The 20,361-nt window shown below is 71.1% G+C and carries 19 protein-coding genes; 10 read left to right on the top strand and 9 right to left on the bottom strand.

Annotated features, from left to right (window positions below; genetic code table 11):
- Positions 1-274: 274 nt before the first annotated feature.
- Both ACFTZL_RS20155 and ACFTZL_RS20150 read left to right on the top strand, forming a co-directional pair.
- The gene (locus tag ACFTZL_RS20155; protein WP_382584403.1) at positions 275-1,087 is read left to right on the top strand and encodes an SAM-dependent methyltransferase; all 813 of its coding nucleotides are present in this window, start codon (positions 275-277) and stop codon (positions 1,085-1,087) included.
- The gene (locus ACFTZL_RS20150) at positions 1,084-3,228 is read left to right on the top strand and encodes a putative bifunctional diguanylate cyclase/phosphodiesterase (RefSeq protein ID WP_382584400.1); all 2,145 of its coding nucleotides are present in this window, start codon (positions 1,084-1,086) and stop codon (positions 3,226-3,228) included. Before ACFTZL_RS20155 ends, ACFTZL_RS20150 begins: the two co-directional genes overlap by 4 nt.
- Before the next feature lie 125 nt (positions 3,229-3,353).
- Here ACFTZL_RS20150 and ACFTZL_RS20145 read toward each other — a convergent pair whose 3' ends face one another.
- The gene (locus tag ACFTZL_RS20145) at positions 3,354-4,238 is read right to left on the bottom strand and encodes a LysR family transcriptional regulator (protein ID WP_382584397.1); all 885 of its coding nucleotides are present in this window, start codon (positions 4,236-4,238) and stop codon (positions 3,354-3,356) included.
- 118 nt (positions 4,239-4,356) lie between these two features.
- On the opposite strand from ACFTZL_RS20145, the gene ACFTZL_RS20140 reads away from it, so the two are divergent.
- The 6 genes from ACFTZL_RS20140 to ACFTZL_RS20115 all read left to right on the top strand — a co-directional run bounded on the left by ACFTZL_RS20140 (position 4,357) and on the right by ACFTZL_RS20115 (position 10,823).
- Entirely contained in the window at positions 4,357-5,028 is a 672-nt protein-coding gene (locus ACFTZL_RS20140; protein WP_382584408.1) for a succinate dehydrogenase, read from the top strand.
- A 2-nt stretch (positions 5,029-5,030) separates the two neighbouring features.
- A complete protein-coding gene (locus ACFTZL_RS20135) occupies positions 5,031-6,980 on the top strand; it encodes a fumarate reductase/succinate dehydrogenase flavoprotein subunit (RefSeq protein WP_382584394.1) in 1,950 nt (649 codons plus the stop codon).
- Positions 6,977-7,726 (top strand): succinate dehydrogenase/fumarate reductase iron-sulfur subunit, encoded by a 750-nt coding sequence (locus tag ACFTZL_RS20130; protein ID WP_382584391.1) that lies wholly within the window; start codon positions 6,977-6,979, stop codon positions 7,724-7,726. Before ACFTZL_RS20135 ends, ACFTZL_RS20130 begins: the two co-directional genes overlap by 4 nt.
- Positions 7,727-7,842: 116 nt before the next feature.
- Positions 7,843-8,610 carry a GNAT family N-acetyltransferase gene (locus tag ACFTZL_RS20125; protein WP_382584388.1) on the top strand — a complete coding sequence of 256 codons (768 nt, stop codon included), beginning with the start codon at positions 7,843-7,845 and terminating at the stop codon, positions 8,608-8,610.
- On the top strand, positions 8,610-9,542 hold the full coding sequence (locus ACFTZL_RS20120; protein WP_382584385.1) for a lysophospholipid acyltransferase family protein: 933 nt from the start codon (positions 8,610-8,612) through the stop codon (positions 9,540-9,542). Before ACFTZL_RS20125 ends, ACFTZL_RS20120 begins: the two co-directional genes overlap by 1 nt.
- 105 nt (positions 9,543-9,647) lie before the next feature.
- Positions 9,648-10,823: an alanine--tRNA ligase-related protein gene (locus ACFTZL_RS20115; protein ID WP_382584382.1), complete on the top strand. Its 1,176-nt coding sequence runs from the start codon at positions 9,648-9,650 to the stop codon at positions 10,821-10,823.
- A 27-nt stretch (positions 10,824-10,850) separates the two neighbouring features.
- On the opposite strand, the gene ACFTZL_RS20110 is transcribed toward ACFTZL_RS20115, so the two are convergent.
- Together ACFTZL_RS20110 and ACFTZL_RS20105 are read right to left on the bottom strand one after the other, a co-directional pair.
- Positions 10,851-13,211: an ATP-binding cassette domain-containing protein gene (locus ACFTZL_RS20110; RefSeq protein ID WP_382584379.1), complete on the bottom strand. Its 2,361-nt coding sequence runs from the start codon at positions 13,209-13,211 to the stop codon at positions 10,851-10,853.
- A 10-nt stretch (positions 13,212-13,221) separates the two neighbouring features.
- Complete coding sequence (locus ACFTZL_RS20105; protein WP_382584376.1) at positions 13,222-14,208, bottom strand: LLM class flavin-dependent oxidoreductase; 987 nt, start codon at positions 14,206-14,208, stop codon at positions 13,222-13,224.
- 132 nt (positions 14,209-14,340) lie between these two features.
- Between ACFTZL_RS20105 and ACFTZL_RS20100 the strand changes: the two genes are divergently transcribed.
- Positions 14,341-15,051: a DNA polymerase beta superfamily protein gene (locus ACFTZL_RS20100; RefSeq protein ID WP_382584374.1), complete on the top strand. Its 711-nt coding sequence runs from the start codon at positions 14,341-14,343 to the stop codon at positions 15,049-15,051.
- Here ACFTZL_RS20100 and rpmF read toward each other — a convergent pair.
- The 4 genes from rpmF to ACFTZL_RS20080 form a co-directional block, all read right to left on the bottom strand.
- On the bottom strand, positions 15,034-15,204 hold the full coding sequence (gene rpmF / locus ACFTZL_RS20095; protein WP_382584371.1) for a 50S ribosomal protein L32: 171 nt from the start codon (positions 15,202-15,204) through the stop codon (positions 15,034-15,036). The genes ACFTZL_RS20100 and rpmF overlap by 18 nt on opposite strands.
- Before the next feature lie 100 nt (positions 15,205-15,304).
- Positions 15,305-16,900, bottom strand: a complete 1,596-nt coding sequence (locus tag ACFTZL_RS20090) for a cation acetate symporter (protein ID WP_382584405.1) — start codon at positions 16,898-16,900, stop codon at positions 15,305-15,307.
- A complete protein-coding gene (locus ACFTZL_RS20085) occupies positions 16,897-17,343 on the bottom strand; it encodes a DUF485 domain-containing protein (RefSeq protein WP_382584368.1) in 447 nt (148 codons plus the stop codon). Before ACFTZL_RS20085 ends, ACFTZL_RS20090 begins: the two co-directional genes overlap by 4 nt.
- 405 nt (positions 17,344-17,748) lie before the next feature.
- Positions 17,749-18,957, bottom strand: coding sequence for a right-handed parallel beta-helix repeat-containing protein (locus ACFTZL_RS20080; RefSeq protein WP_382584366.1), 1,209 nt, complete (start codon positions 18,955-18,957; stop codon positions 17,749-17,751).
- Positions 18,958-19,069: 112 nt separating this feature from the next.
- Here ACFTZL_RS20080 and ACFTZL_RS20075 point away from each other — a divergent pair, with 112 nt between their 5' ends.
- Complete coding sequence (locus ACFTZL_RS20075; RefSeq protein ID WP_382584363.1) at positions 19,070-19,588, top strand: hypothetical protein; 519 nt, start codon at positions 19,070-19,072, stop codon at positions 19,586-19,588.
- A gap of 16 nt (positions 19,589-19,604) precedes the next feature.
- Here ACFTZL_RS20075 and ACFTZL_RS20070 read toward each other — a convergent pair whose 3' ends face one another.
- Both ACFTZL_RS20070 and ACFTZL_RS20065 read right to left on the bottom strand, forming a co-directional pair.
- Positions 19,605-19,820 carry a dodecin gene (locus ACFTZL_RS20070; RefSeq protein WP_382584361.1) on the bottom strand — a complete coding sequence of 72 codons (216 nt, stop codon included), beginning with the start codon at positions 19,818-19,820 and terminating at the stop codon, positions 19,605-19,607.
- Positions 19,821-19,976: 156 nt separating this feature from the next.
- Positions 19,977-20,361, bottom strand: a 385-nt coding sequence (locus ACFTZL_RS20065; protein WP_382584358.1) for an L-histidine N(alpha)-methyltransferase, incomplete at its 5' end; no start/stop codon positions are given.

Here is a 20,361-nt window from a genome sequence, read left to right as displayed (position 1 = left end):
CCTCCGTGCCCCACGGAGGGGCGGACCGTTTTGCCGTGCTTCACCTGAACTCATCGAATTCTCAACACTCTTCCCCTTCCGGGCCGGAACTCTCCGGAATGCCTCGAACACTGTTCGTCATATGTTCGAATGGCAGGCGGGCGGGTATCAATTCGGCACGTGCCGCAGGCAGTGACCGGGAACGGATGGTCAATTTCCGTTTCGGGTCGCTCCATTGGCGGGCGATCAGTAGCCTCTGCTCGAACACCGGATCGCCTACGCCTTGGAGAGATAGATGGAGCGTCCCGCCTGGGCCCCACGGAGCATCGACATCTCGGTGCCCAGCGTTTCCCGGATGTACGACTTCTATCTGGGCGGATCGCACAACTTCGAGGTCGACCGGGAAGCGGCCCGCAGGGCCATGGAGTTCCTGCCGGGCCTCCCCAAGATCGTGCAGGCGAACCGGGCGTTCATGCGCCGCGCCGTGCGCTACGCGGCCGACCAGGGCATCACCCAGTTCCTGGACATCGGCTCCGGCATCCCCACCTTCGGCAATGTGCACGAGGTGGCCCAGACGGCCAGCCCCGGCGCGCGCGTGGTGTACGTCGACCACGACCCGGTGGCCGTGGCACACAGCCAGGCGGTCCTGGAGGGCAACGACGGCGCGGGCGTCGTCGCCGCGGACCTCCGCAAGCCCCAGGACATCCTGAGCAGCCCCGAGGTGGAGCGGCTGATCGACCTGAATCAGCCAGTGGCCCTGCTCCTCGTTGCCATACTTCACTTCGTGGAAGACGAGGACGACCCGTACGGGGCGGTGGCCGAGCTGCGGGAGGCGCTCGCGCCCGGCAGCCTGCTCGTGCTCACGCATGCCTCCTACGAGGGGATCCCGCTGTCGCCGGAGCGGGCCGGGGGTGCGGTGGACGTGTACGAGGAGATCCGCAACCCGCTGATCATGCGCTCGCGCGAGGAGATCGCGCGGTTCTTCGAGGGGTACGACATGGTGGAACCCGGACTGGTGGCGATGCCACGCTGGCGGCCCGACACCGCACCGGAGGACGAGGATCCCTACGCGTTCTCCGGTTTCGCGGGCGTGGGGCGTACGGCGTGATCGCGGAACCGGACGGGCCGGAGGACAGACTGCGCAGATTCGCGACGATCTGGAGCCGGGCGGTCTACCCGGTGACCTCGACGTCGTCGACCCGCCCGGAGTTCGAGGAGGAACTGCTGCCGCTGGCCCGGCGGCTGAGCGACGCACTGCTGGCCCGGGCCTTCGACTCCGACGAGGGCAAGGCCGTGGGCGCCGCCCTCGTGGACGCGCACTGCACCGACCCCGAGGCGCTCAGCCACACGCTGGACTGCGTGGACGCCTACCTGGTCCTGTACTGCGGGGGTGACGGCGACCAGGAGGACCTGAGGGCGCGCTGCGCGCGACTGCAGCACGCGATGTCCGCCGGCTTCGCCCGGGCGCTGCGCGAGCGGACGCTGGCCGAGCAGGAGGCCATCGCCGAGGCCGCCCTCAAGGCGCAGGGCGTGGTGGCCCAGGCCCTGCACGCGAGCGAGGCCCGGTTCCGGGCGGTCTTCGAGGGCGCTGCCATAGGCATCGGCATGGCCGACCTCGAGGGCAACATCCTGCAGGTCAACGGCGCGTTGCTGCGCATGTTCGGGATCTCCGAGCAGGCCTTGCGCAGCCGCAACGTCATGGAGTGGACCCACCCCGACGACGCGCCGCAGACCTGGCGGCTCTACGACGAGCTCGTACGCGGCGAGCGGGAGCACTACCACCTGGAGAAGGCGTTCTACCGCCCTGACGGAACGGCCCTGTGGACCAACCTGACGGTCTCGCTGCTGCGCGACGCCGACGGCGATCCGCAGTATCAGCTCGCCCTCATGGAGGACACCACCGAGCGGCGGCTGCTCAACCTGAGGCTGCGCTACGAGGCCACGCACGACGCGCTGACCGGCCTGCCGAACCGCACCTTCTTCTTCGAGCGCCTGGAGAAGGCACTGGGCGCCGGGGAAGGCCAGCGGTTCGGGCTGTGCTACCTCGACCTCGACGGCTTCAAGACCATCAACGACAGCCTGGGCCACGCGGCCGGCGACCGGCTGCTGGTGGAGGTCGCCGACCGGCTGCAGTCCTGCGCCACCGCGCCCGGCGAGATGGTCGCCCGGCTCGGCGGCGACGAGTTCGTGGCGCTGACCACCGGCCGCGACACCCAGCGCGAGGTCGACGAGCTCGCGGGCCGCATCATGAACGCGCTGCTCGCGCCGATCAGTGTCGACGGCCGGGAGCTGACCGTGCGCGGCAGCATCGGCATCGTCGAGGGCCCGGCGGGGGAGCGCAGCCCGGCGGAGGTGCTGCGCAGCGCCGACATCACCATGTACCGGGCCAAGTCGGCGGGCGGCAACCGTTTCGAACTCGCCGACCCCGAGGCCGACGCCCGCGCCATCACCCGGCACGGCCTGACCACGGCCCTGCCGACCGCGCTGGAGCGGGGCGAGTTCTTCATCGAGTACCAGCCGCTGGTCCACCTCGGCGACGGCAGCGTCCGGGGAGCCGAGGCCCTGGTGCGCTGGCTGCACCCGCAGCACGGCGTGCTCGGCCCGGACCGCTTCATCCCGCTCGCCGAGCACACCGGGCTGATCGTGCCGCTGGGCCGGTGGGTCCTGGAACAGTCGGTACGGCAGGCCCGCGAGTGGCGGGAACTGCGCGGCGGCGCGGAGGCCGCGGGCCCGCTGCGGATCAACGTCAACCTCTCGCCCTGCCAGCTCACCCACCCCGGCCTGGTCCAGGACACCGTCGACATCCTGGAGCGCACAGGCATCGAACCGGACGCGCTCTGCCTGGAGGTCACGGAGTCGGCGCTGATCGGCGCGGACGACGACCTGCTGAAGCCGTTGCGCCGGCTGGCGGAGATGGGCGTCGACATCGCCCTGGACGACTTCGGCACGGGCTACTCCAACCTCGCCAACCTGCGCCGGCTGCCGGTGAGCATCCTGAAACTGGACCGCTCCTTCACCCAGAGCATGCAACAGTTCCCGGCCGACCCCGTCGACCTCAAGATCGTCGAGGGAATCGTCTCCCTGGCCCACAGCCTGGACCTCGCGGTCACGGTCGAGGGCGTGGAAACGGGCGCGCAGGCCGAGCAGTTGCGCATACTCGGCTGCGACACGGCCCAGGGCTGGTACTACGCCCGCCCGGGCCCCCCGGAGCGCCTGCACGAACTGGCCCTGGTCGACGCAACGGGCTAGGGGGCAGTGCCTCCAGGGGCGCGGGGCTGTGTTCGATATGCGGCTCCGCCGCGTGGGCACGACCAGCCAAGGACAACCCGCACCCTCGAACGGCACTCACACACAACGGCGCCCCCGAAACCGCCTCACCGCTCAAGCAACATCCGCTGCAACTCCCGAGCAGCCCGAGGCGGAGCCACATCACTGCGGTGTGCGAGTGCGATCGTGCGGTGGAGGCCGGGTCTGGCCAGCGGCGTCACCCGCAAACCAGGCCCCGACCTCGCCGCCACCATCCGCGGCACCACCGCAACCCCCAACCCCGCCCGCACAAACCCCAGCACCGCATCCATCTCCCCACCCTCCACCGCGAAGTCGGGCTCGAACCCCTCGGCACGACACGCCGCCACGGTCAGCTCCCGCAGGTCGTACCCGTGCCGGAACATCACCAGCCGCTCACCCTCCAGATCGGCAATGCGCACCGTGCGCGAGCCCCGGCCGGGTCGCGGCGCGTCGGGTGAGGAGACCACCACAAGATCCTCCCGCAGCAGCTCCACCGTGGTCAGCGCCGGTGACGGCGTCGGCAGCGGCAGCACGACCAGCGCCAGATCCAGCGCGCCACGCGCCAGCTCCCGCACCAGATCATGAGAGCCGCCCTCCTCGATCAGCAGCCGGATCCCCGGGTAGCGATCATGGAACGCGCGCAGCACATCCGGCAGCAGCCCCGTGCACACACTCGGCGTCGCCCCCAGCCGCACCCGCCCCCGCCGTAGCTGCGCCAGTTCCTGCACCTCGTGCCGGGCCGTGTCCGCGTCGGCCAGGATCCGCCGGGCCAGGGGCAGCAGCGCTTCCCCGGCGTCCGTGAGCGTGATGTTGCCGCGTGCGCGCCGGAACAGGTCCGCTCCCAGTTCCCGCTCCAGCGCCTTGATCTGCTGCGACAACGACGGCTGCGCGACATGGACCAGATCGGCGGCCCGGGTGAAGTGCCGGGTCTCGGCGACGGCCACGAAGTACTGGAGCTGCTGGAACTGCATACTCGTACGATAGCCCCGGCCTATGGAATCAAGCCGGACCATGTCTTGGACCGATCGGCCGCGCGTCCGTAGCGTTCTGGCCATGGCTCTGGCAACGCGGACGGACCGACGGCCGTCCATGGCACGCACCGTGTGGGACTCCACCCTCGGCAAGAAGACCGTGATGGCGGTCAGCGGGCTGATCATGCTGCTGTACCTGGTCGTCCACATGATCGGAAACCTGAAGATCTTCTTCGGGGCAGGCGAGTTCAACGACTACGGGCACTGGCTGCGGGTCGTCGGAGAGCCGTTCATGCACTACGGGTGGACGCTCTGGCTCGTCCGGATCGTGCTGGTCGTCGCCGTCGTCGCGCACGCCACCTCGGCGTACCAGCTCAGCCGCCGCGACATCAAGGCGCGCCCGAGCAAGTACGTGCACAAGAAGCCGCGGGCCAGCTACGCCACGCGCACCATGCGCTGGGGCGGCATCATCCTCGGGCTGTTCATCGTCTGGCACATCCTGGACCTGACGACCGGCACCGTGCACCCCGGCGGCTTCCAGGAGGGCCGTCCGTACCAGAACGTCGTGGACACGTTCTCCACCTGGTACGGCAACGTCGTCTACATCGTCGCGATGCTCGCGCTCGGCCTGCACATCCGGCACGGCTTCTGGAGCGCCGCCCAGAGCCTCGGCGTCGGCAGCCGCAGCCGCGACCGCGCCCTGAAGACCGTCGCCAACTTTCTCGCGCTGCTGCTCACGGCCGGCTTCATCGCCGTACCCGTGGGCGTCATGACCGGAGTGGTGAGCTGAAGATGACTTCCTACGCCGACTACGCGACCGGTGAGCCGGTCGTCGACACCAAGGCCCCGTCCGGGCCGGTCGCCGAGCGCTGGGACAAGCGCCGCTTCGAAGCCAAACTCGTCAACCCCGCCAACCGGCGCAAACACACCGTCATCGTCGTCGGCACCGGCCTCGCCGGCGGCTCCGCCGGGGCCACCCTCGCCGAACAGGGCTACCACGTCGTCCAGTTCTGCTACCAGGACTCCCCGCGCCGCGCCCACTCCATCGCCGCGCAGGGCGGCGTCAACGCCGCGAAGAACTACCGCAACGACGGCGACTCGATCCACCGGCTGTTCTACGACACCGTCAAGGGCGGCGACTTCCGGGCCCGCGAGTCCAACGTCCACCGGCTCGCGCAGATCTCCGTCGAGATCATCGACCAGTGCGTGGCCCAGGGCGTGCCGTTCGCCCGTGAGTACGGCGGGCTGCTCGACACCCGGTCGTTCGGCGGGGTGCAGGTCTCGCGCACGTTCTACGCCCGGGGCCAGACGGGCCAGCAGCTCCTCCTCGGCGCCTACCAGGCCCTCAGCCGGCAGATCGCCGCGGGGAACATCGAGATGCATCCGCGGACCGAGATGCTCGACCTGATCGTGGTCGACGGGCGGGCGCGCGGGATCGTGGCCCGCGACCTGATCACCGGCAAGATCGACACGTACTTCGCGGACGCCGTCGTGCTCGCCTCCGGCGGCTACGGCAACGTCTTCTATCTGTCGACCAACGCCATGAACTCCAACGCCACGGCCATCTGGCGGGCCCACCGGCGCGGTGCGTACTTCGCCAACCCCTGCTTCACCCAGATCCACCCCACCTGCATCCCGCGCACCGGCGACCACCAGTCCAAGCTGACGCTGATGAGCGAGTCGCTGCGCAACGACGGGCGTATCTGGGTGCCGAAGGCGAAGGGGGACCAGCGGCCCCCGAAGGAGATCCCCGAGGACGAGCGCGACTACTACCTGGAGCGCATCTATCCGTCCTTCGGCAATCTCGTGCCGCGCGACATCGCCTCCCGTGCCGCGAAGAACGTGTGCGACGAGGGCAGGGGCGTCGGTCCCGGCGGCCAGGGCGTGTACCTGGACTTCGCCGACGCGATCGCGCGGATGGGCCGCAAGGCCGTCGAGGCCAAGTACGGCAACCTCTTCGACATGTACCAGCGGATCACCGACGAGGATCCGTACCGGGTGCCGATGCGGATCTACCCCGCCGTGCACTACACGATGGGCGGCCTGTGGGTCGACTACGACCTCCAGACCACCGTCCCCGGGCTGTTCGCGATCGGCGAGGCCAACTTCTCCGACCACGGGGCCAACCGCCTCGGCGCCTCCGCGCTGATGCAGGGCCTGGCCGACGGATACTTCGTGCTCCCGGCGACCATCAACGACTACCTGGCCCGCAACCCGCACCACGACGCGGTCACCGACGAACACCCCGTCGTCCAGGAGGTGCTGGCCGAGACCCAGGACCGGCTCAACCTGCTGCTGTCCGTCGACGGCGACCGCACCCCCGACTCCTTCCACCGCGAGGTCGGCGAACTCATGTGGGAGTTCTGCGGCATGGCCCGCACCGACGCGGGGCTGCGCAAGGCGCTGGAGCGCATCCCGCAGATCCGCGAGGAGTTCTGGAGGCGCATCAAGGTGCCCGGCAGCGGCGAGGAGTTCAACCAGTCGCTGGAGAAGGCCAACCGCGTCGTCGACTACCTGGAGCTGGCCGAGCTGATGTGCCTCGACGCGCTGCACCGCGACGAGTCCTGCGGCGGCCACTTCCGCGAGGAGTCCCAGACACCCGAAGGCGAGGCCGCCCGCAAGGACGAGGAGTTCGCCTACGCGGCCGCCTGGGAGTTCACCGGCACCGGCCAGGCTCCGGCCCTGCACAGGGAAGACCTGGCCTTCGAGTACGTCCACCCCACTCAGCGGAGCTACGCATGAAGCTCACCCTGCGCGTCTGGCGGCAGCGGAACGCCGACGCCGACGGCACGATGTCCACGTACGAGGTGGACGCCATCTCGCCCGACATGTCCTTCCTGGAGATGCTCGACACGCTCAACGAGGAGCTCATCCTGCGGGGTGAGGATCCCGTGGCCTTCGACCACGACTGCCGCGAGGGCATCTGCGGTGCCTGTTCGCTCGTGATCAACGGGGACGCGCACGGGCCTGAACGCACCACGACCTGTCAGTTGCACATGCGGTCCTTCGAGGACGGCGACACGATCGACATCGAGCCGTGGCGGGCGTCCGCCTTCCCGGTCATCAAGGACCTGGTCGTGGACCGGTCCGCCTTCGACCGGATCATCCAGGCCGGTGGCTACATCACCGCGCCGACGGGTGCGGCTCCGGAAGCGCATGCCACGCCGGTGCCGAAGCCGGACGCCGACCTCGCCTTCGAGCACGCGGAGTGCATCGGGTGCGGGGCGTGTGTGGCGGCTTGTCCCAACGGGGCGGCGATGCTGTTCACGTCCGCCAAGGTCAACCATCTCAATGTGCTGCCGCAGGGGGCGCCCGAGCGGGAGACGCGGGTGCTGGACATGGTGGAGCAGATGGACGAGGAGGGCTTCGGCGGCTGCACCCTCACCGGGGAGTGCGCCACCGCCTGTCCCAAGGGAATTCCCCTCATGTCCATCACCGGCATGAACAAGGAGTGGCTGCGGGCCACGCGGAGGGTCGCCAAGCAGTAGTTCAACATGCGCACACCCGCACTCCTGGCAGTCGTCACGCGCAGGACAGGCGGCATGGGCACAACAGTGGGCGGCGGCACCGCTCGCCGCCTCCGGCCCGTGACCAGGAGAGAGCCATGACCGGCGTACTGACCGTCGACCGCCCCGCGCAGCCCACGGCCCCCACCCGCTACACCGTCGCCCTCGCCCGGAACGAGGAGGACGTGCGTGCCGCGCAGCGGCTGCGGCACGACGTCTTCGCCGGGGAACTGGGCGCCCTGCTGACCGGCCCGCAGCCGGGCCTCGACGTCGACTCGTTCGACGCGTACTGCGACCACCTGCTCGTCCGCGAGGAGACGACCGGCCAGGTCGTCGGCACCTACCGGCTGCTGCCGCCGGAGCGCGCGGCGGTCGCCGGGCGGCTGTACTCCGAGAGCGAGTTCGATCTGAGCTCCCTCGGCGGGATCCGGCCGGAACTCGTCGAGGTCGGCCGCTCCTGTGTGCACCCCGACCACCGCGACGGCGCGGTCATCAGCCTCATCTGGGCCGGTATCGCCCGCTACATGGTCGACCGCGGGCACGAGTGGCTCGCCGGCTGCTGCTCCATCCCGCTGGCCGACGGCGGCGCTCTCGCCTCCGCCACCTGGGACCGGGTGAGTGACAAGCACCTGTCGCCGCAGGAGTACCGCGTCCGGCCGCTGCTGCCGTGGATCCCGGGTCCCGCACCCGCCGCCCGCGTCGAACTGCCCGCCCTGCTGCGCGGCTATCTGCGCCTCGGCGCCTGGGTGTGCGGCGAACCGGCCCACGACCCGGACTTCGGCGTCGCCGACCTGTTGGTGCTGCTGCCGATGAGCCGGGTCAACTCGCGCTACCTGCGGCACTTCCTCTCCCTCGTACCGGCCTGATGAGCGCCTGGCTGCCCCTCGCGCCCTGTACGCCCCGGGCCTGTGTCGAGCCGGTGGCGAGGGCCGTGCCCTGGGCCGTGCTGCGGCTCACAGCGGTTGTCCTGCTCGTCCTCGCCGGGATCGCGCTGACTCCGGTCGGTGCACGGATACCGGCGTCCCTGGTCCGGCGGTGGTGCCGGTGGATCGTGCGGGCCGCGGGGGTCCAGGTCCGCGTCACCGGCGCCGCCGCCCCCACCGGCGGACTGCTGCTGGTCGCCAACCACATCTCCTGGCTGGACATCCCGCTGCTCGCCGCCGTACGTCCCGCCCGGATGCTGGCCAAGGCCGAGGTGCGGCGGTGGCCCGTCGCCGGGCCGCTGGTCGCGCGCGGCGGCGTCCTGTTCATCGACCGGGACCGGCTGCGGGCCCTGCCGGGCACCGTCGCCCGGATCGCCGAGGTGCTGCGCGACGGCCGGGCCGTCGGGGTCTTCCCCGAGGGCAGCACCTGGTGCGGCCGCTCCCAGGGCGTCTTCCGCCGAGCCGTCTTCCAGGCCGCGCTGGACGCGGGAGCCGCCGTCCAGCCGGTGCGTCTGCAGTACCGGGTCGCCGGCGGGCCGACGAGCACCGCGCCCGCCTTCGTCGGCGACGACACGCTGCCGGCCTCGGTCTGGCGGGTGGTGTCGGCACGCGGCCTGGTGGCCGAGGTGGACGTACAGGCCGTCATACCCCCGGGCGCCCACCCCGACCGGCGCTCGCTCGCCCGGGCCGCCCAGCCGGCGCGGCCCGCCCAGCCGGCCTGGACACACGCCGCACTGGTGACCCGGCCGTACGGCGCCACGAAAAATCCCGCGACGGTCCCGGCGCCCGCTGTTACCGTCGCAGCCATGGAGGTCATCAAGCGCACCGAAGCCGCAGCCGCACGAGCGACCAGCTCATCGGCTGCCGACGCCTGACCTCGTCAACCCTTCCCGGCGGCCGGAAACGGACCGCCAGGACCCCCGTACTCTCCGGCTTCCCAGCGCGGTTCGTTCCGGTCCCCTGACCTCAAGGAGACCGCCATGGACACGGCCCGGACCGTACGGACGTTCAACGACTTCTTCCGTGAGCGCGGACACCGGCTCGTCACCGGCAGCACGCTGCTGCCCCCGCCCTCGGACCCGGTGCTGTTCACCACGGCCGGCATGCAGCCCCTCACGCCGTATCTGCTGGGCCGCCCCCATCCGCAGGGGCGGCGGCTGGTCAACCTCCAGCGCTGCCTGCGCACCACCGACCTGGACGAGATCGGCGACACCACGCATCTGACGGTGTTCGAGATGCTCGGCTCCTGGTCACTGGGCGACTACGACCACGCCCAGTCCCTACGCTGGGGGTACGAGCTGCTGCGCGACGGGTTCGGCATCCCGCAAGAGCGCCTGCACGTCACGGTCTTCGGCGGATCGGACCAGGTCGGCCCCGACACCGATTCGCTGCGCGTCTGGGAGGAGCTGGGGCTGCCGGTGGAGCGGGCCGGGGACGAGAACTGGTGGTCCAACGGCCCGGCCGGCCCGTGCGGCCCCGACTCGGAGATCTTCGTCTGGACCGGCGACACCGGCACTCCACCCCAGGGCAGCCCCGGCACCGACCGGCGCTGGGTGGAGCTCTGGAACCACGTCCACATGCGCTACGAGCGCCACACCGACGGCACCCTCGTCCCCCTGCGGCAGCCCGGCGTCGACACGGGCATGGGCCTCGAACGCCTCGTCGCCGTCCTGCAGGGGCGCCGGTCGGTCTACGACACGGACGTCTTCGAACCGTGGATGCGGACCGTGCCCTCTCTGTGGGGCCTGGACGGCCCGTCGACCCGCCTGGTCAGCGACCACCTGCGCGCCGGCGTCGTCGTACTCGGCGACGGCGTACGGCCGTCGAACACCGGCCGCGGTTACGTCCTGCGCCGGCTGATCCGCCGTCTCCTCACCACGCTCGGGCGCGGCGACTCCTCCCGCACCCTCGCCGACCTGCCCCCGGAGCTGATCGAGCACACCCTCGACCACTTCCGCCAGACCGTCGGCCCCGACCTCGTCCGGGAGGTCCTCCTCGACGAGGAACAGCGGTTCGGCAGGCTCCTCGAACGGGGAAGCCGGCTGCTGGCCCGCCCCGAGTACCGGGGACCGCTCAGCGAAGAGGACTACGGCTACCTCCACGACACCCACGGCCTGCCCCGGGACCTCGTCGCCGGTCTGCTCGCCGCCCGCTGACCGGCGAAGACCGGTCCCGCCGGCTGTCTACGACCGGCCCCTGCCGAGCGCCCGGCCCAGATACCGTGCCGTGGCGCTCGGCTCCGTCCGGGCCACCTCCGCGGGCGGTCCCGCCGCCACGATCCGGCCGCCCGCGTCGCCGCCGCCCGGGCCGAGGTCGATCACCCAGTCCGCGCGTGCGACGACGGACATGTCGTGCTCGACGACGATCACGGTGTGCCCGGCGTCGACGAGGCCGTGCAGTTGGCGCATCAGGACGTCCACGTCGGCCGGGTGAAGACCGGTGGTCGGCTCATCGAGGAGGTAGAGCGTGTGGCCGCGCCGGCCGCGCTGCAGCTCGCTCGCCAGCTTGATGCGCTGCGCCTCGCCGCCGGACAGTTCGGTCGCGGGCTGGCCGAGGCGCAGATAGCCGAGCCCCACGTCCAGCAGGGTGCTGAGGCTGCGGGCGACAACCGGGGTGTCCGCGAAGAACTCCGCCGCGCTCTCCACCGTCAGGTCCAGCACCTGCGCGATGTCCCGTCCCCGGTACGACACTTCCAGCGTCTGGGGGTTGTACCGGGCTCCGCCGCAGTCCGGGCAGGGCGCGTAGGTGCTCGGCAGGAACAGCAGCTCCACGCTGACGAACCCCTCGCCCTGGCAGGTCTCACAGCGCCCGCCCGCGACGTTGAAGGAGAACCGGCCGACGCCGAAGCCCCGTTCGCGTGCCCCGTCGGTGGCCGCGAACACCTTGCGCACCACGTCGAAGAGGCCCGTGTAGGTCGCGAGGTTCGAGCGCGGGGTGCGCCCGATCGGCTTCTGGTCGACCGAGACCAGCCGGCCCACCCCCGCCGTGTCCGCCCTGTCCTCGGTGATCTCGCCGATGAGCGTGGACTTGCCGGAGCCGGACACCCCGGTGACCGCGGTGAACACGCCGAGCGGGAAGTCGGCGGTCACGCCGCGCAGGTTGTGCCGGGTGACCGGGCCGGTCTTCAGCCACCCGCTCGGTTCGCGGATCTCCCGGGCCGGAGCGGGGGAGCGGTCGAACAGGTAGCGGGCCGTCGCCGACTCCTCGACGGCTGCCAGCTCCGCCACCGGGCCGCTGTGCAGCACCCGCCCGCCGTGCTCGCCCGCGTCGGGGCCCACGTCCACCAGCCAGTCGGCGCCGCGCACGACGTCGAGGTGGTGCTCCACCACGAACACCGAGTTCCCGGCCGTCTTCAGCCGCTCCAGCACCGTGAGCAGCGCCTCGGTGTCCGCCGGGTGCAGCCCGGCCGACGGCTCGTCGAGGACGTAGACCACGCCGAACAGTCCGGAGCGCAGTTGCGTGGCGAGGCGCAGGCGTTGCAGTTCGCCGGCGGAGAGGGTGGGGGTGGGCCGGTCGAGGCTGAGGTAGCCGAGGCCCAGCTCGAGGACCGGTGCGATCCGGGACGTGAGGTCGGCGGTGAGGACCCGGGCGGTCTCCGACGTCGCGTCGAGACCGGCGGCCAGCTCCACCAGCGGCAGCGCCGCCAGCTCGGCGACGGTCCGGCCGCCGAACGTCACGGCGAGTGCCTCGGGGCGCAGCCGGCTGCCGCCGCAGGCCGGGCAGGGCGCACTGGCCAGGAACCGTTCGGCCTTCGTCCGCAGGGTCGGGCTCTTGGAGTCCGAGAAGGTCTTCATCACGTACCGCCGGGCGCTCATGTACGTGCCCTGGTACGGCCGCTGGATGCGGTCCGCGTCCCGCACGGGGTGCACGGTGACCACCGGCTGCTCGTCCGTGAACAGGATCCACTCCCGGGCCGCGGCGGGCAGCTCCCGCCACGGCCGGTCCACGTCGTGGCCGAGCGCGTCGAGGATGTCCCGCAAATTCTTGCCCTGCCAGGCGCCCGGCCACGCGGCGATCGCGCCCTCCCGGATCGACAGCGACGGGTCGGGGACCAGCAACTCCTCGCTCGTACGGTGCACTTGCCCGAGCCCGTGGCACGCCGGGCAGGCCCCGGCCGCCGTGTTGGGCGAGAACGCGTCCGAGTCGAGGCGCTCGGCGCCGGGCGGGTAGGTGCCGGCCCGGGAGAACAGCATGCGCAGGGAGTTCGAGAGGTTGGTGACGGTACCGACGGAGGAGCGCGAGGTGGGGGCGGCGCGGCGCTGCTGGAGCGAGACGGCCGGCGGCAGACCGGTGATCTCCCCGACCTTCGGCGCGCCGACCTGGTGGATCAGCCGGCGCGCGTACGGCGCGACCGACTCGAAGTAGCGCCGCTGGGCCTCCGCGTAGATCGTGCCGAACGCCAGGGACGACTTGCCCGAGCCGGACACGCCGGTGAACACGGCCAGCACGTCCCGGGGGATGTCGACATCGATGCCCTGGAGGTTGTGCTCGCGGGCGCCTCGGACGCGGACGTAAGGATCGTGGGGGGTGTGGGGGTCGTGCATGAGCAGGACTCTAACCGGAGGTGATCGCGGCCAGCCGCCGGTAGGAGTCCAGCAGGGCCTCGCGGTCGTACGTGCTGGTGGTGACCAGGACCTCCTGCGCCCCGGTCTCCTTCAATACCGTCTCCAGCTCGTCGGCGACCTGCTCCTCGGTGCCGGCGATGTGGCCGGTGAGCCCGGACGCGTAGAAGCCGTGCTCCTTGGCCGTCATGGTGAGCGCCTCGACGCGCTCGGCGGGCGGCAGGGGAGGGAAGGTGCCGTGGGTGCGGGAGTACGCCATCGCCCAGGCCTCCGGGACCAGCAGCCGCCTGGCCTCCTCGGGGGTGGCGGCCACGGCGATGGTGCCCGAGATGACGACGTACGGTTCCGGCGCCCAGGCGGAGGGGCGGAAGTGGTCGCGGTAGTGGTCGATGCCACGCCGCATCTTCTCCCGGTTCCGGAGGTCGCCGATGACCATGGGCAGACCCGCGCGGGCGGCGATGCCGGCGCCCTCGCCCATGGCCAGGACGAACGGCGGCACGGTCAGCCCCTCGGACGGGCGGGCATGGACCCCGGTGGGGGAGGAGCCCCGGAACCAGCCGAGCAGCTCCCGCAACTGGGCCTCGAAGTCCTCGGCGTCGTCCTTGTCGCGGCCCAGGGCCCTGCGCACCCCGTCCGTGAAACCGACGGACCGGCCCAGGCCCATGTCGATCCGCCCGGGGAACAGCGACTCCAGCACCCCGAACTGCTCGGCCACGACCAGCGGCCGGTGATTGGGCAGCATCACCCCGCCGGTGCCCACCCGGATCGTCCGGGTCGCGGCGGCGACGGCGGCGGCCAGCACGGTCGGCGCGGAGCCGGCGACCCCGGGAACGCCGTGATGCTCCGACACCCAGACCCGGTGGTACCCGAGCCGCTCCAGCTCCCCCGCCAGCCGCACGGTGTCACGCAGCGCCTCGGGGTGGGTGCGGCCCTCGCGGGTGCGGGAGCGGTCGAGGACGGACAGGCGTACTGGTTCCATACGAGGTTCTACGCCGCACGGGGCCGCCGGTATTCCGCTGCCCCGCGCGGGGCCCCCGCCGGAAAACCGGGTGACCGTGTCCTGGCACGTCAGGACAATGTCCCGGTATCCCGTAGTGAAAGGCGGCCGACCGTGACCGTCCCCAACGTCCTGCTCTCCGGCATCGTCGGATCGACCGCGTACGGACTCGCCCGCGAGGGCTCCGACGTCGATCGCCTCGGCATGTTCGCGGCGCCCACCGTAGAGCTGCACGGTCTGCGCCGGCCCAAGGAGTCCCACGTCAGCACGGTGCCGGACAGCACGCTGCACGAGGCCGCCAAATGGTGCCGGCTCGCCCTGGGCGGCAATCCGACCGCGATGGAGCTGGTGTGGCTCCCGGACGAGCTGTACGAGGTGCGGACCCCGCTCGGCGACGAGCTCATCGGCATCCGTACGGCCTTCCTGTGCGCCCGGCGCATCAGGGACGCCTACCTCGGCTACGCCACCCAGCAGTTCCGGCGGCTCGAGGCGCGCGGCGACGGCTCGTTCTCGGCGGACACCCGCAGGCGCACCGCGAAGCACGCCCGGCATCTCAAGCGGCTGTGCGGGCAGGGTCTGGAGCTGTACACCACCGGGCGGTTGACGATCCGCGTCGACAACCCGGAGGAGTACCACGCCTTCGGGGAGCGCGTGGCGGCCGACCCGGCGGCCGCGCTGCCCCTGCTCAGACACTACGAGGCTGCCTTCGACGCCGGCCCCACGGCGCTGCCGGACGAACCCGACGAGGCGCCGGTCGAGGCCTGGCTGCGCCAGGTCCGCGCGCACTACTACACCGAGGCCGCGAGCTCAGCCGTCCGGGCGTAGCAGCCCGCGCTCGTAGGCCTTGACCAGGTTCTGCGGTACGAGGTGGCGGGCGCCGTCGACGGTGACCGGGACCAGCGTCGGGGTGGCCGCCTTCCACTGGGCGCGGCGGTGACGGGTGTTGCTGCGGGACATCTTCCGCTTCGGGACAGCCATGGGACTCCTCCTCGGTGGACAGGCACCGAGAACGCTACATGAAAATGGATCCCATTAACAATGCGCGTCCGGTGCCCGGCCGCCGATGCCCCTGGTGTGCTCAGTCGTCGGCGCCCACCAGCATCCGCACCTCGAACTCCTCGTGCGCGGTGCTCTCCTCGGCCGGGCCCTTGTCCAGCACCGTGCCGAGCCAGCCCAGCAGGAAGCCCGCGGGGATGGAGACGATGCCCGGGTTCTGGAGCGGGAACCAGGCGAAGTCGACGTCGGGGTAGAAGGAGGCCGGGGCGGAGGAGACGACGGGGGAGAACACGGCGAGCAGGACGGAGCAGGCCAGACCGCCGTAGAGGCTGAGCAGTGCCCCCTTCGCCGTGAAGCGGCGCCAGAAGAGGGTGTAGATGATCGTCGGCAGGATCGCGGACGCCGCGATGGCGAAGGCGAGGAAGGCGAGCGTCGCGGTGTTCGCCCCCCAGGCGACGAGGGCCAGCAGGATGCCGAGGATGCCGATGACCGCTCCGGACAGCCGGGCCACGGTCAGTTCCTCCGTCTCACTGGCCTGGCCCTTGCGGATCACCTCGCTGTACAGGTCGTGCGCGAGGGACGAGGCCGCGGCCAGGGTGAGGCCCACCGCAACGGCGAGCAGGGTCAGATAGGCCAGGCAGGTCAGCAGCGCGGTGAGCACACTGCCGCCCAGCTCGTGGGCGAGCAGCAGGACGGAGGCGTTGCCGGTGCGGTCCGTGTTCTCGATGGTGTCCCGGCCGAGGAGTGCGGTGGCGCCGAGGCCGAGGATGCCGGCCCCGAAACAGACCGCGCCGACCAGGCCGACGGCCCAGAGGAGGGAGGAGCGCAGCACGCCGCTCTTGCGCGGGGCGAGCAGCCGCATCAGCACGTGCGGGAGGGCGGCGAGGCCGAGGACGATGGCCAGTTCGAGGCTGAAGAAGTCCAGCTTGTTGCTGACGGTCCCGCCGTAGCGCAGCCCGGGCTCGAGGAACTGCAGGCCGCTGCCGCTGCGTTCGGCCGCCCTCTCGAGCAGCGCGTTGGCGTTCCAGTCGAAGTGGTACAGCACCCAGCCCGCGGTGAACAGCACGCCCACCACCAGCATCACGGCCTTGATGATCTGGATGACCGTGGCGCCGGGCATGCCGCCGAGGGAGGCGTACAGGATCACGAACGTTCCGATCACGGCCACGCACAGGGTGCGGGTGGTGGCGCTCGGCGCTCCGGTGAACTGCGTCAACAGCGCGACACTGCCGACGAGTTGGGCCACCAGATAGAGCGTCGCGATGGCCAGGATGCAGACCGCGAGGGCGACCCGCACCGGCCGCTGCTGCCGGGGCAGGCGCAGCGCCACCGTGTCGCCCAGCGTGAACTTCCCCGTGCGGTGCAGGGGTTCGGCGATCAGCAGCAGCACCATCATCCAGGCGACGGTGGTGCCGCCGAGGTACATCAGTCCGTCGTACCCGGTCAGGGCGACCAGCCCGGTGCTGCCCAGCAGGGTGGCGGCGGACAGATAGTCGCCGCACATGGCCAGGCCGTTGCGCAACGGCGACATGGTGCGGTTGCCGAGGTAGAACTCGCTGATCTCGTCGCGCTGAGGGGCCGTCAGCAGTGCCGTGAACAGGGTGATCACGACCACGGTCAGGAACAGGACGAACGTCAGCTGCAGGCTGCTGTCGTCGATGGCGGCGGCGGTCGTCACCACGTGCGGAACCCCCTCGTGCCGTGCTGGAGGGGCTGCCCGCCACCCTGGGGCGCCGTGGCCGAACGGGCGCGGCGGTTGTCGTTCTCGTACTGACGGGACCTGAGGCCGCGGGCGAGCGGATCGACCCGGTCACGCATGTGCCGGACATAGCACCAGGCGGTCACACCCATGATGACGAACTGCCCGAGGCCGAGGGTGAGTCCGATCGTGAGGTGGCCGAAGAGCGGCTGGTTCATCACCGCGGGAACAAAACTCGACAGCAGCACATACAGCAGGAATCCGCCGGCGGACAGGATCGTCGCCCGGGTGCCGAACCGGCGCTGCGCGCGACGCAGTGAGTGAAATTCGGGATGGTCGGCTATACGAGACGGCGGTGTGTGTTCGATGTGCGGAAGCGGAAATGTGGGAGTGTCTTCCCGCCGCGGTGGGAATTCGGGCACAGGCGCACCTTCTTCGCTGCTTCGTGCCCCGCACTCGACCCCGTCGGGTAAGTGGCGCGCCCGGCTTTCGAGCAGGGTGGAGGGGCGCCGGACATGGTGAGGGGGTGCGGGCTCTGTGGGGGGCTCGTGAAACCGAAAGAATCGCGGTTCGGAATCACGCGGACGGCCTCGGGGTTCTGTGTGGAGATCCCCGACCAGCCCCGGCCGCGGGTGGCGGCGAGGCTGAATGCGGAGTATGTCAGTGCTGTGCTTGAGCCATCAACTGTGATGGTCAATTGACTTGTGGTCATGGCTCGTTCACGTCCCCGGTGAAGGGGTGACGGTACTGCGACGGCCTGCGTGAAAGGAGTTTCCGGCGAATAGTCCGGACCATTTATCCGGCCAGGCTGTCTCAAATGAGCCGGATCAGAAACGGGCGCCGACGGCGGTGCCGTTCCGCGGGACGAGGAACGCCGGCGCCTTCGGCAGCGAGCCGTCCGCCGCCCGGGGGCCGGTGAGCGGACCCGGGTCGGTGCTCAGCACCGAGGAGGCGTTCCATGTGCCGCCGAGATTCCAGGAGTTGCCGTCGGCGACCGTCTTGGCCCCGACGGCTGCCGCACGCTGGTCCGCGACGGACAGGTTGCCGGTGAGCCGGGCGGTCCCGCCCGGGACGTCGGCGTCGAAACCCGTTCCGGCGTTGCCGTACGTGGAGTCGCGGCTCAGAGCGAGGGAGCCGGGGTTGCCGTTGTCGGTGAAGCCGTGTTTCGCGTTCTTGAAGGAGGCGCTGTCGCGCACGGTGTGCGCCACCGCCGGGGCCGGGCTGCCGCCGCCGAGCTTGAAGCCGTTGCCGTCGCCCGCGAAGTCGGGGAAGTTCCAGCGGTTGAAGCCGTTGCCGTACGCCACCGTGTTCTCGATCGTCACCGGGGAGGCGAACTCCCAGGCGTCGAAGCCGTCGTCGACGTTGTTCCAGAGCCGGGCGCCGCGCACCACGTTGCCCGTGCCGGTGCCCTCCTTGACGGCCAGGCCGTCGGCGCTCTCCCCGTTCTTGCGCGGGTCGCGGTTGCCGTAACTGTCCAGGTTCAGGATCTGGTTGCCGCTGGAGGCGCCCTGGAGCTGGAAGCCGGACTCGTAGTTGTCGTGCGTGCTCAGACGCGAGAAGACATTGCCGTCGCAGCCGTCGCAGTAGATCCCGTACGGGCCGTTGACGATCTCCAGATCCGAGATCCGCCAGTGCGACGCCTCCATGTGGATCGCCCCGCGCTCGGCACGCGGGATGCTGCCGCCGACCGGGGTGTGGCTCGCGGGCAGTCTCTCGCCGTCGACGACCACACGCTCGCCCGGGTGGGCGGCGAGGGCGATGGGCTGGGACGCGGTCCCCGAGGTGGCGACGGTGATGTTGTCCGTGAGGGCGTACGTCCCGCCGCGCACGCTGATGGTGTCGCCTGGCTTCGCCAGGTCCACCGCCCGCTGGATGGTCTTCAGCGGCCGGGCGAGCGTGCCGGGAGCCAAGTCGTCCCCGTTCGGCGCCACGACCAGGGTCGTGCCCGCGGCGACCGCCGGCCCCGCCGGACCGCCCAGCGCCATGGCCAGCGCCGCCCCCGTCACCGCCGCCGACCAGATCCTCGTGTTGCGCATACGGCCTCCCGCCTCTGCCTGCTTGGTGTCGCAGAGCAGTGGCCGCCCGGGGGGTGAAGGTTGCCGGGTGACGACGGGAAGTGCCGGGCGGACACGGCCTAAGGTGGGCTGTGTGAGTGACGATCGCAGCAAAGCCCCGCTGGCCGTGTTCGACCTGGACAACACCCTCGCCGACACCGCGCACCGGCAGCGGTTCCTGGAGCGCAGGCCGCGGGACTGGGACGGCTTCTTCGCCGCGGCTCCGCAGGATCCGCCCCTCCCGGAAGGCATCGAGCTGGTCCAGGAGAGCGCGCGGGAGTGCGAGATCGTCTATCTCACCGGGCGGCCCGAGCGCTGCCGGCGCGACACGCTCGACTGGCTGGCCGCCCAGGAACTGCCCGAAGGGCGGGTGTACATGCGGCGAGACGCCGGGCGGGAGGGTGGGGGAAGAGGTGACCGCAGGCCCGCCCGGATCACCAAGCTGGAGATCCTGCGGCGGCTCGCCCGCACGCGCGAGGTCCGCGTCCTCGTGGACGACGACGAACTCGTCTGCGAGGACGCCCGGCGCGCGGGCTTCACCGTTCTCCGGGCCGACTGGGCCGCTCGTTCCGCCGAACTGAAGGTGGCTCAGGAGCGAGAAGGCAGGACCTGAGAGCGCACGCTCGCGGCTACTCGTCCTCCTCCAGGCGGAAGCCCACCTTGATCCCCACCTGCCAGTGCGCGATCTGCCCGTTCTCGAGCTGGCCGCGCACCTGGGTCACCTCGAACCAGTCCAGGTTGCGCAGGGTCTGCGAGGCCCGGCCGATGCCGTTGCGGATGGCCGCGTCGACGCCCTCGGGTGAGGTCCCGACGATCTCCGTGACCCGGTAGGTGTGGTTCGACATGCCGCTGCTCCTCTTCCAGTGACGTTCCTTGACGGTTCTTGACGTTCTTGACGTGCCATTGACGGATCTGCCACGCGTGACTCCACCGTGCCCCACCCGGCGGCGAAGCGCGAGGCGTCGCCTCCCGCTCCGCCGCCGTCCAAGGGCTCGCCGAGGTCAGCGCGCGACGCTCAGCGACAGCGCGAACCGGCCCGCACCGTCCGTCCACCAGTGCGCCAGGTCCAGCCCCGCCGCCGACAGCTCGGTGCGCACACCCTCCTGGCGGAACTTCGCCGACACCTCGGTGCGCAGCTCCTCGTCCGCCGCGAAGTGGACGGCGAGGTCGAGCGCCGGCACCTTCACCGTCTGCGCCGTACGGGAACGCAGCCGCATCTCGATCCACTCGTGCTCGGCGTCCCACACGGCCACGTGGTCGAAGGTGGTGGGCTCGAAGTCGGCGCCGAGCTCACGGTTGATCACGGTGAGGACGTTCTTGTTGAACGCGGCCGTCACCCCGGCCGCGTCGTCGTACGCCCGGACCAGCACCTCCTCGTCCTTGACC

It is taken from the genome of Streptomyces sp. NPDC056948 (assembly GCF_042674225.1).
GTDB lineage: Bacteria > Actinomycetota > Actinomycetes > Streptomycetales > Streptomycetaceae > Streptomyces > Streptomyces purpurascens.
Note: the sequence above shows the minus strand (reverse complement) of the source record. Positions and strands in the feature narration are given on the sequence as shown.

Bases quoted from the DNA above. Each gene is read 5' to 3' on its own strand.
- ACFTZL_RS20135 (WP_382584394.1), top strand. From the start codon at position 5,031: ATGACTTCCTACGCCGACTACGCGACCGGTGAGCCGGTCGTCGACACC.
- rpmF (WP_382584371.1), bottom strand. From the start codon at position 15,204: ATGGCTGTCCCGAAGCGGAAGATGTCCCGCAGCAACACCCGTCACCGC.
- ACFTZL_RS20130 (WP_382584391.1), top strand. From the start codon at position 6,977: ATGAAGCTCACCCTGCGCGTCTGGCGGCAGCGGAACGCCGACGCCGAC.
- ACFTZL_RS20155 (WP_382584403.1), top strand. From the start codon at position 275: ATGGAGCGTCCCGCCTGGGCCCCACGGAGCATCGACATCTCGGTGCCC.
- ACFTZL_RS20145 (WP_382584397.1), bottom strand. From the start codon at position 4,238: ATGCAGTTCCAGCAGCTCCAGTACTTCGTGGCCGTCGCCGAGACCCGG.
- ACFTZL_RS20070 (WP_382584361.1), bottom strand. From the start codon at position 19,820: ATGTCGAACCACACCTACCGGGTCACGGAGATCGTCGGGACCTCACCC.
- ACFTZL_RS20110 (WP_382584379.1), bottom strand. From the start codon at position 13,211: ATGCACGACCCCCACACCCCCCACGATCCTTACGTCCGCGTCCGAGGC.
- ACFTZL_RS20125 (WP_382584388.1), top strand. From the start codon at position 7,843: ATGACCGGCGTACTGACCGTCGACCGCCCCGCGCAGCCCACGGCCCCC.
- ACFTZL_RS20120 (WP_382584385.1), top strand. From the start codon at position 8,610: ATGAGCGCCTGGCTGCCCCTCGCGCCCTGTACGCCCCGGGCCTGTGTC.
- ACFTZL_RS20080 (WP_382584366.1), bottom strand. From the start codon at position 18,957: ATGCGCAACACGAGGATCTGGTCGGCGGCGGTGACGGGGGCGGCGCTG.
- ACFTZL_RS20140 (WP_382584408.1), top strand. From the start codon at position 4,357: ATGGCACGCACCGTGTGGGACTCCACCCTCGGCAAGAAGACCGTGATG.
- ACFTZL_RS20115 (WP_382584382.1), top strand. From the start codon at position 9,648: ATGGACACGGCCCGGACCGTACGGACGTTCAACGACTTCTTCCGTGAG.
- ACFTZL_RS20105 (WP_382584376.1), bottom strand. From the start codon at position 14,208: ATGGAACCAGTACGCCTGTCCGTCCTCGACCGCTCCCGCACCCGCGAG.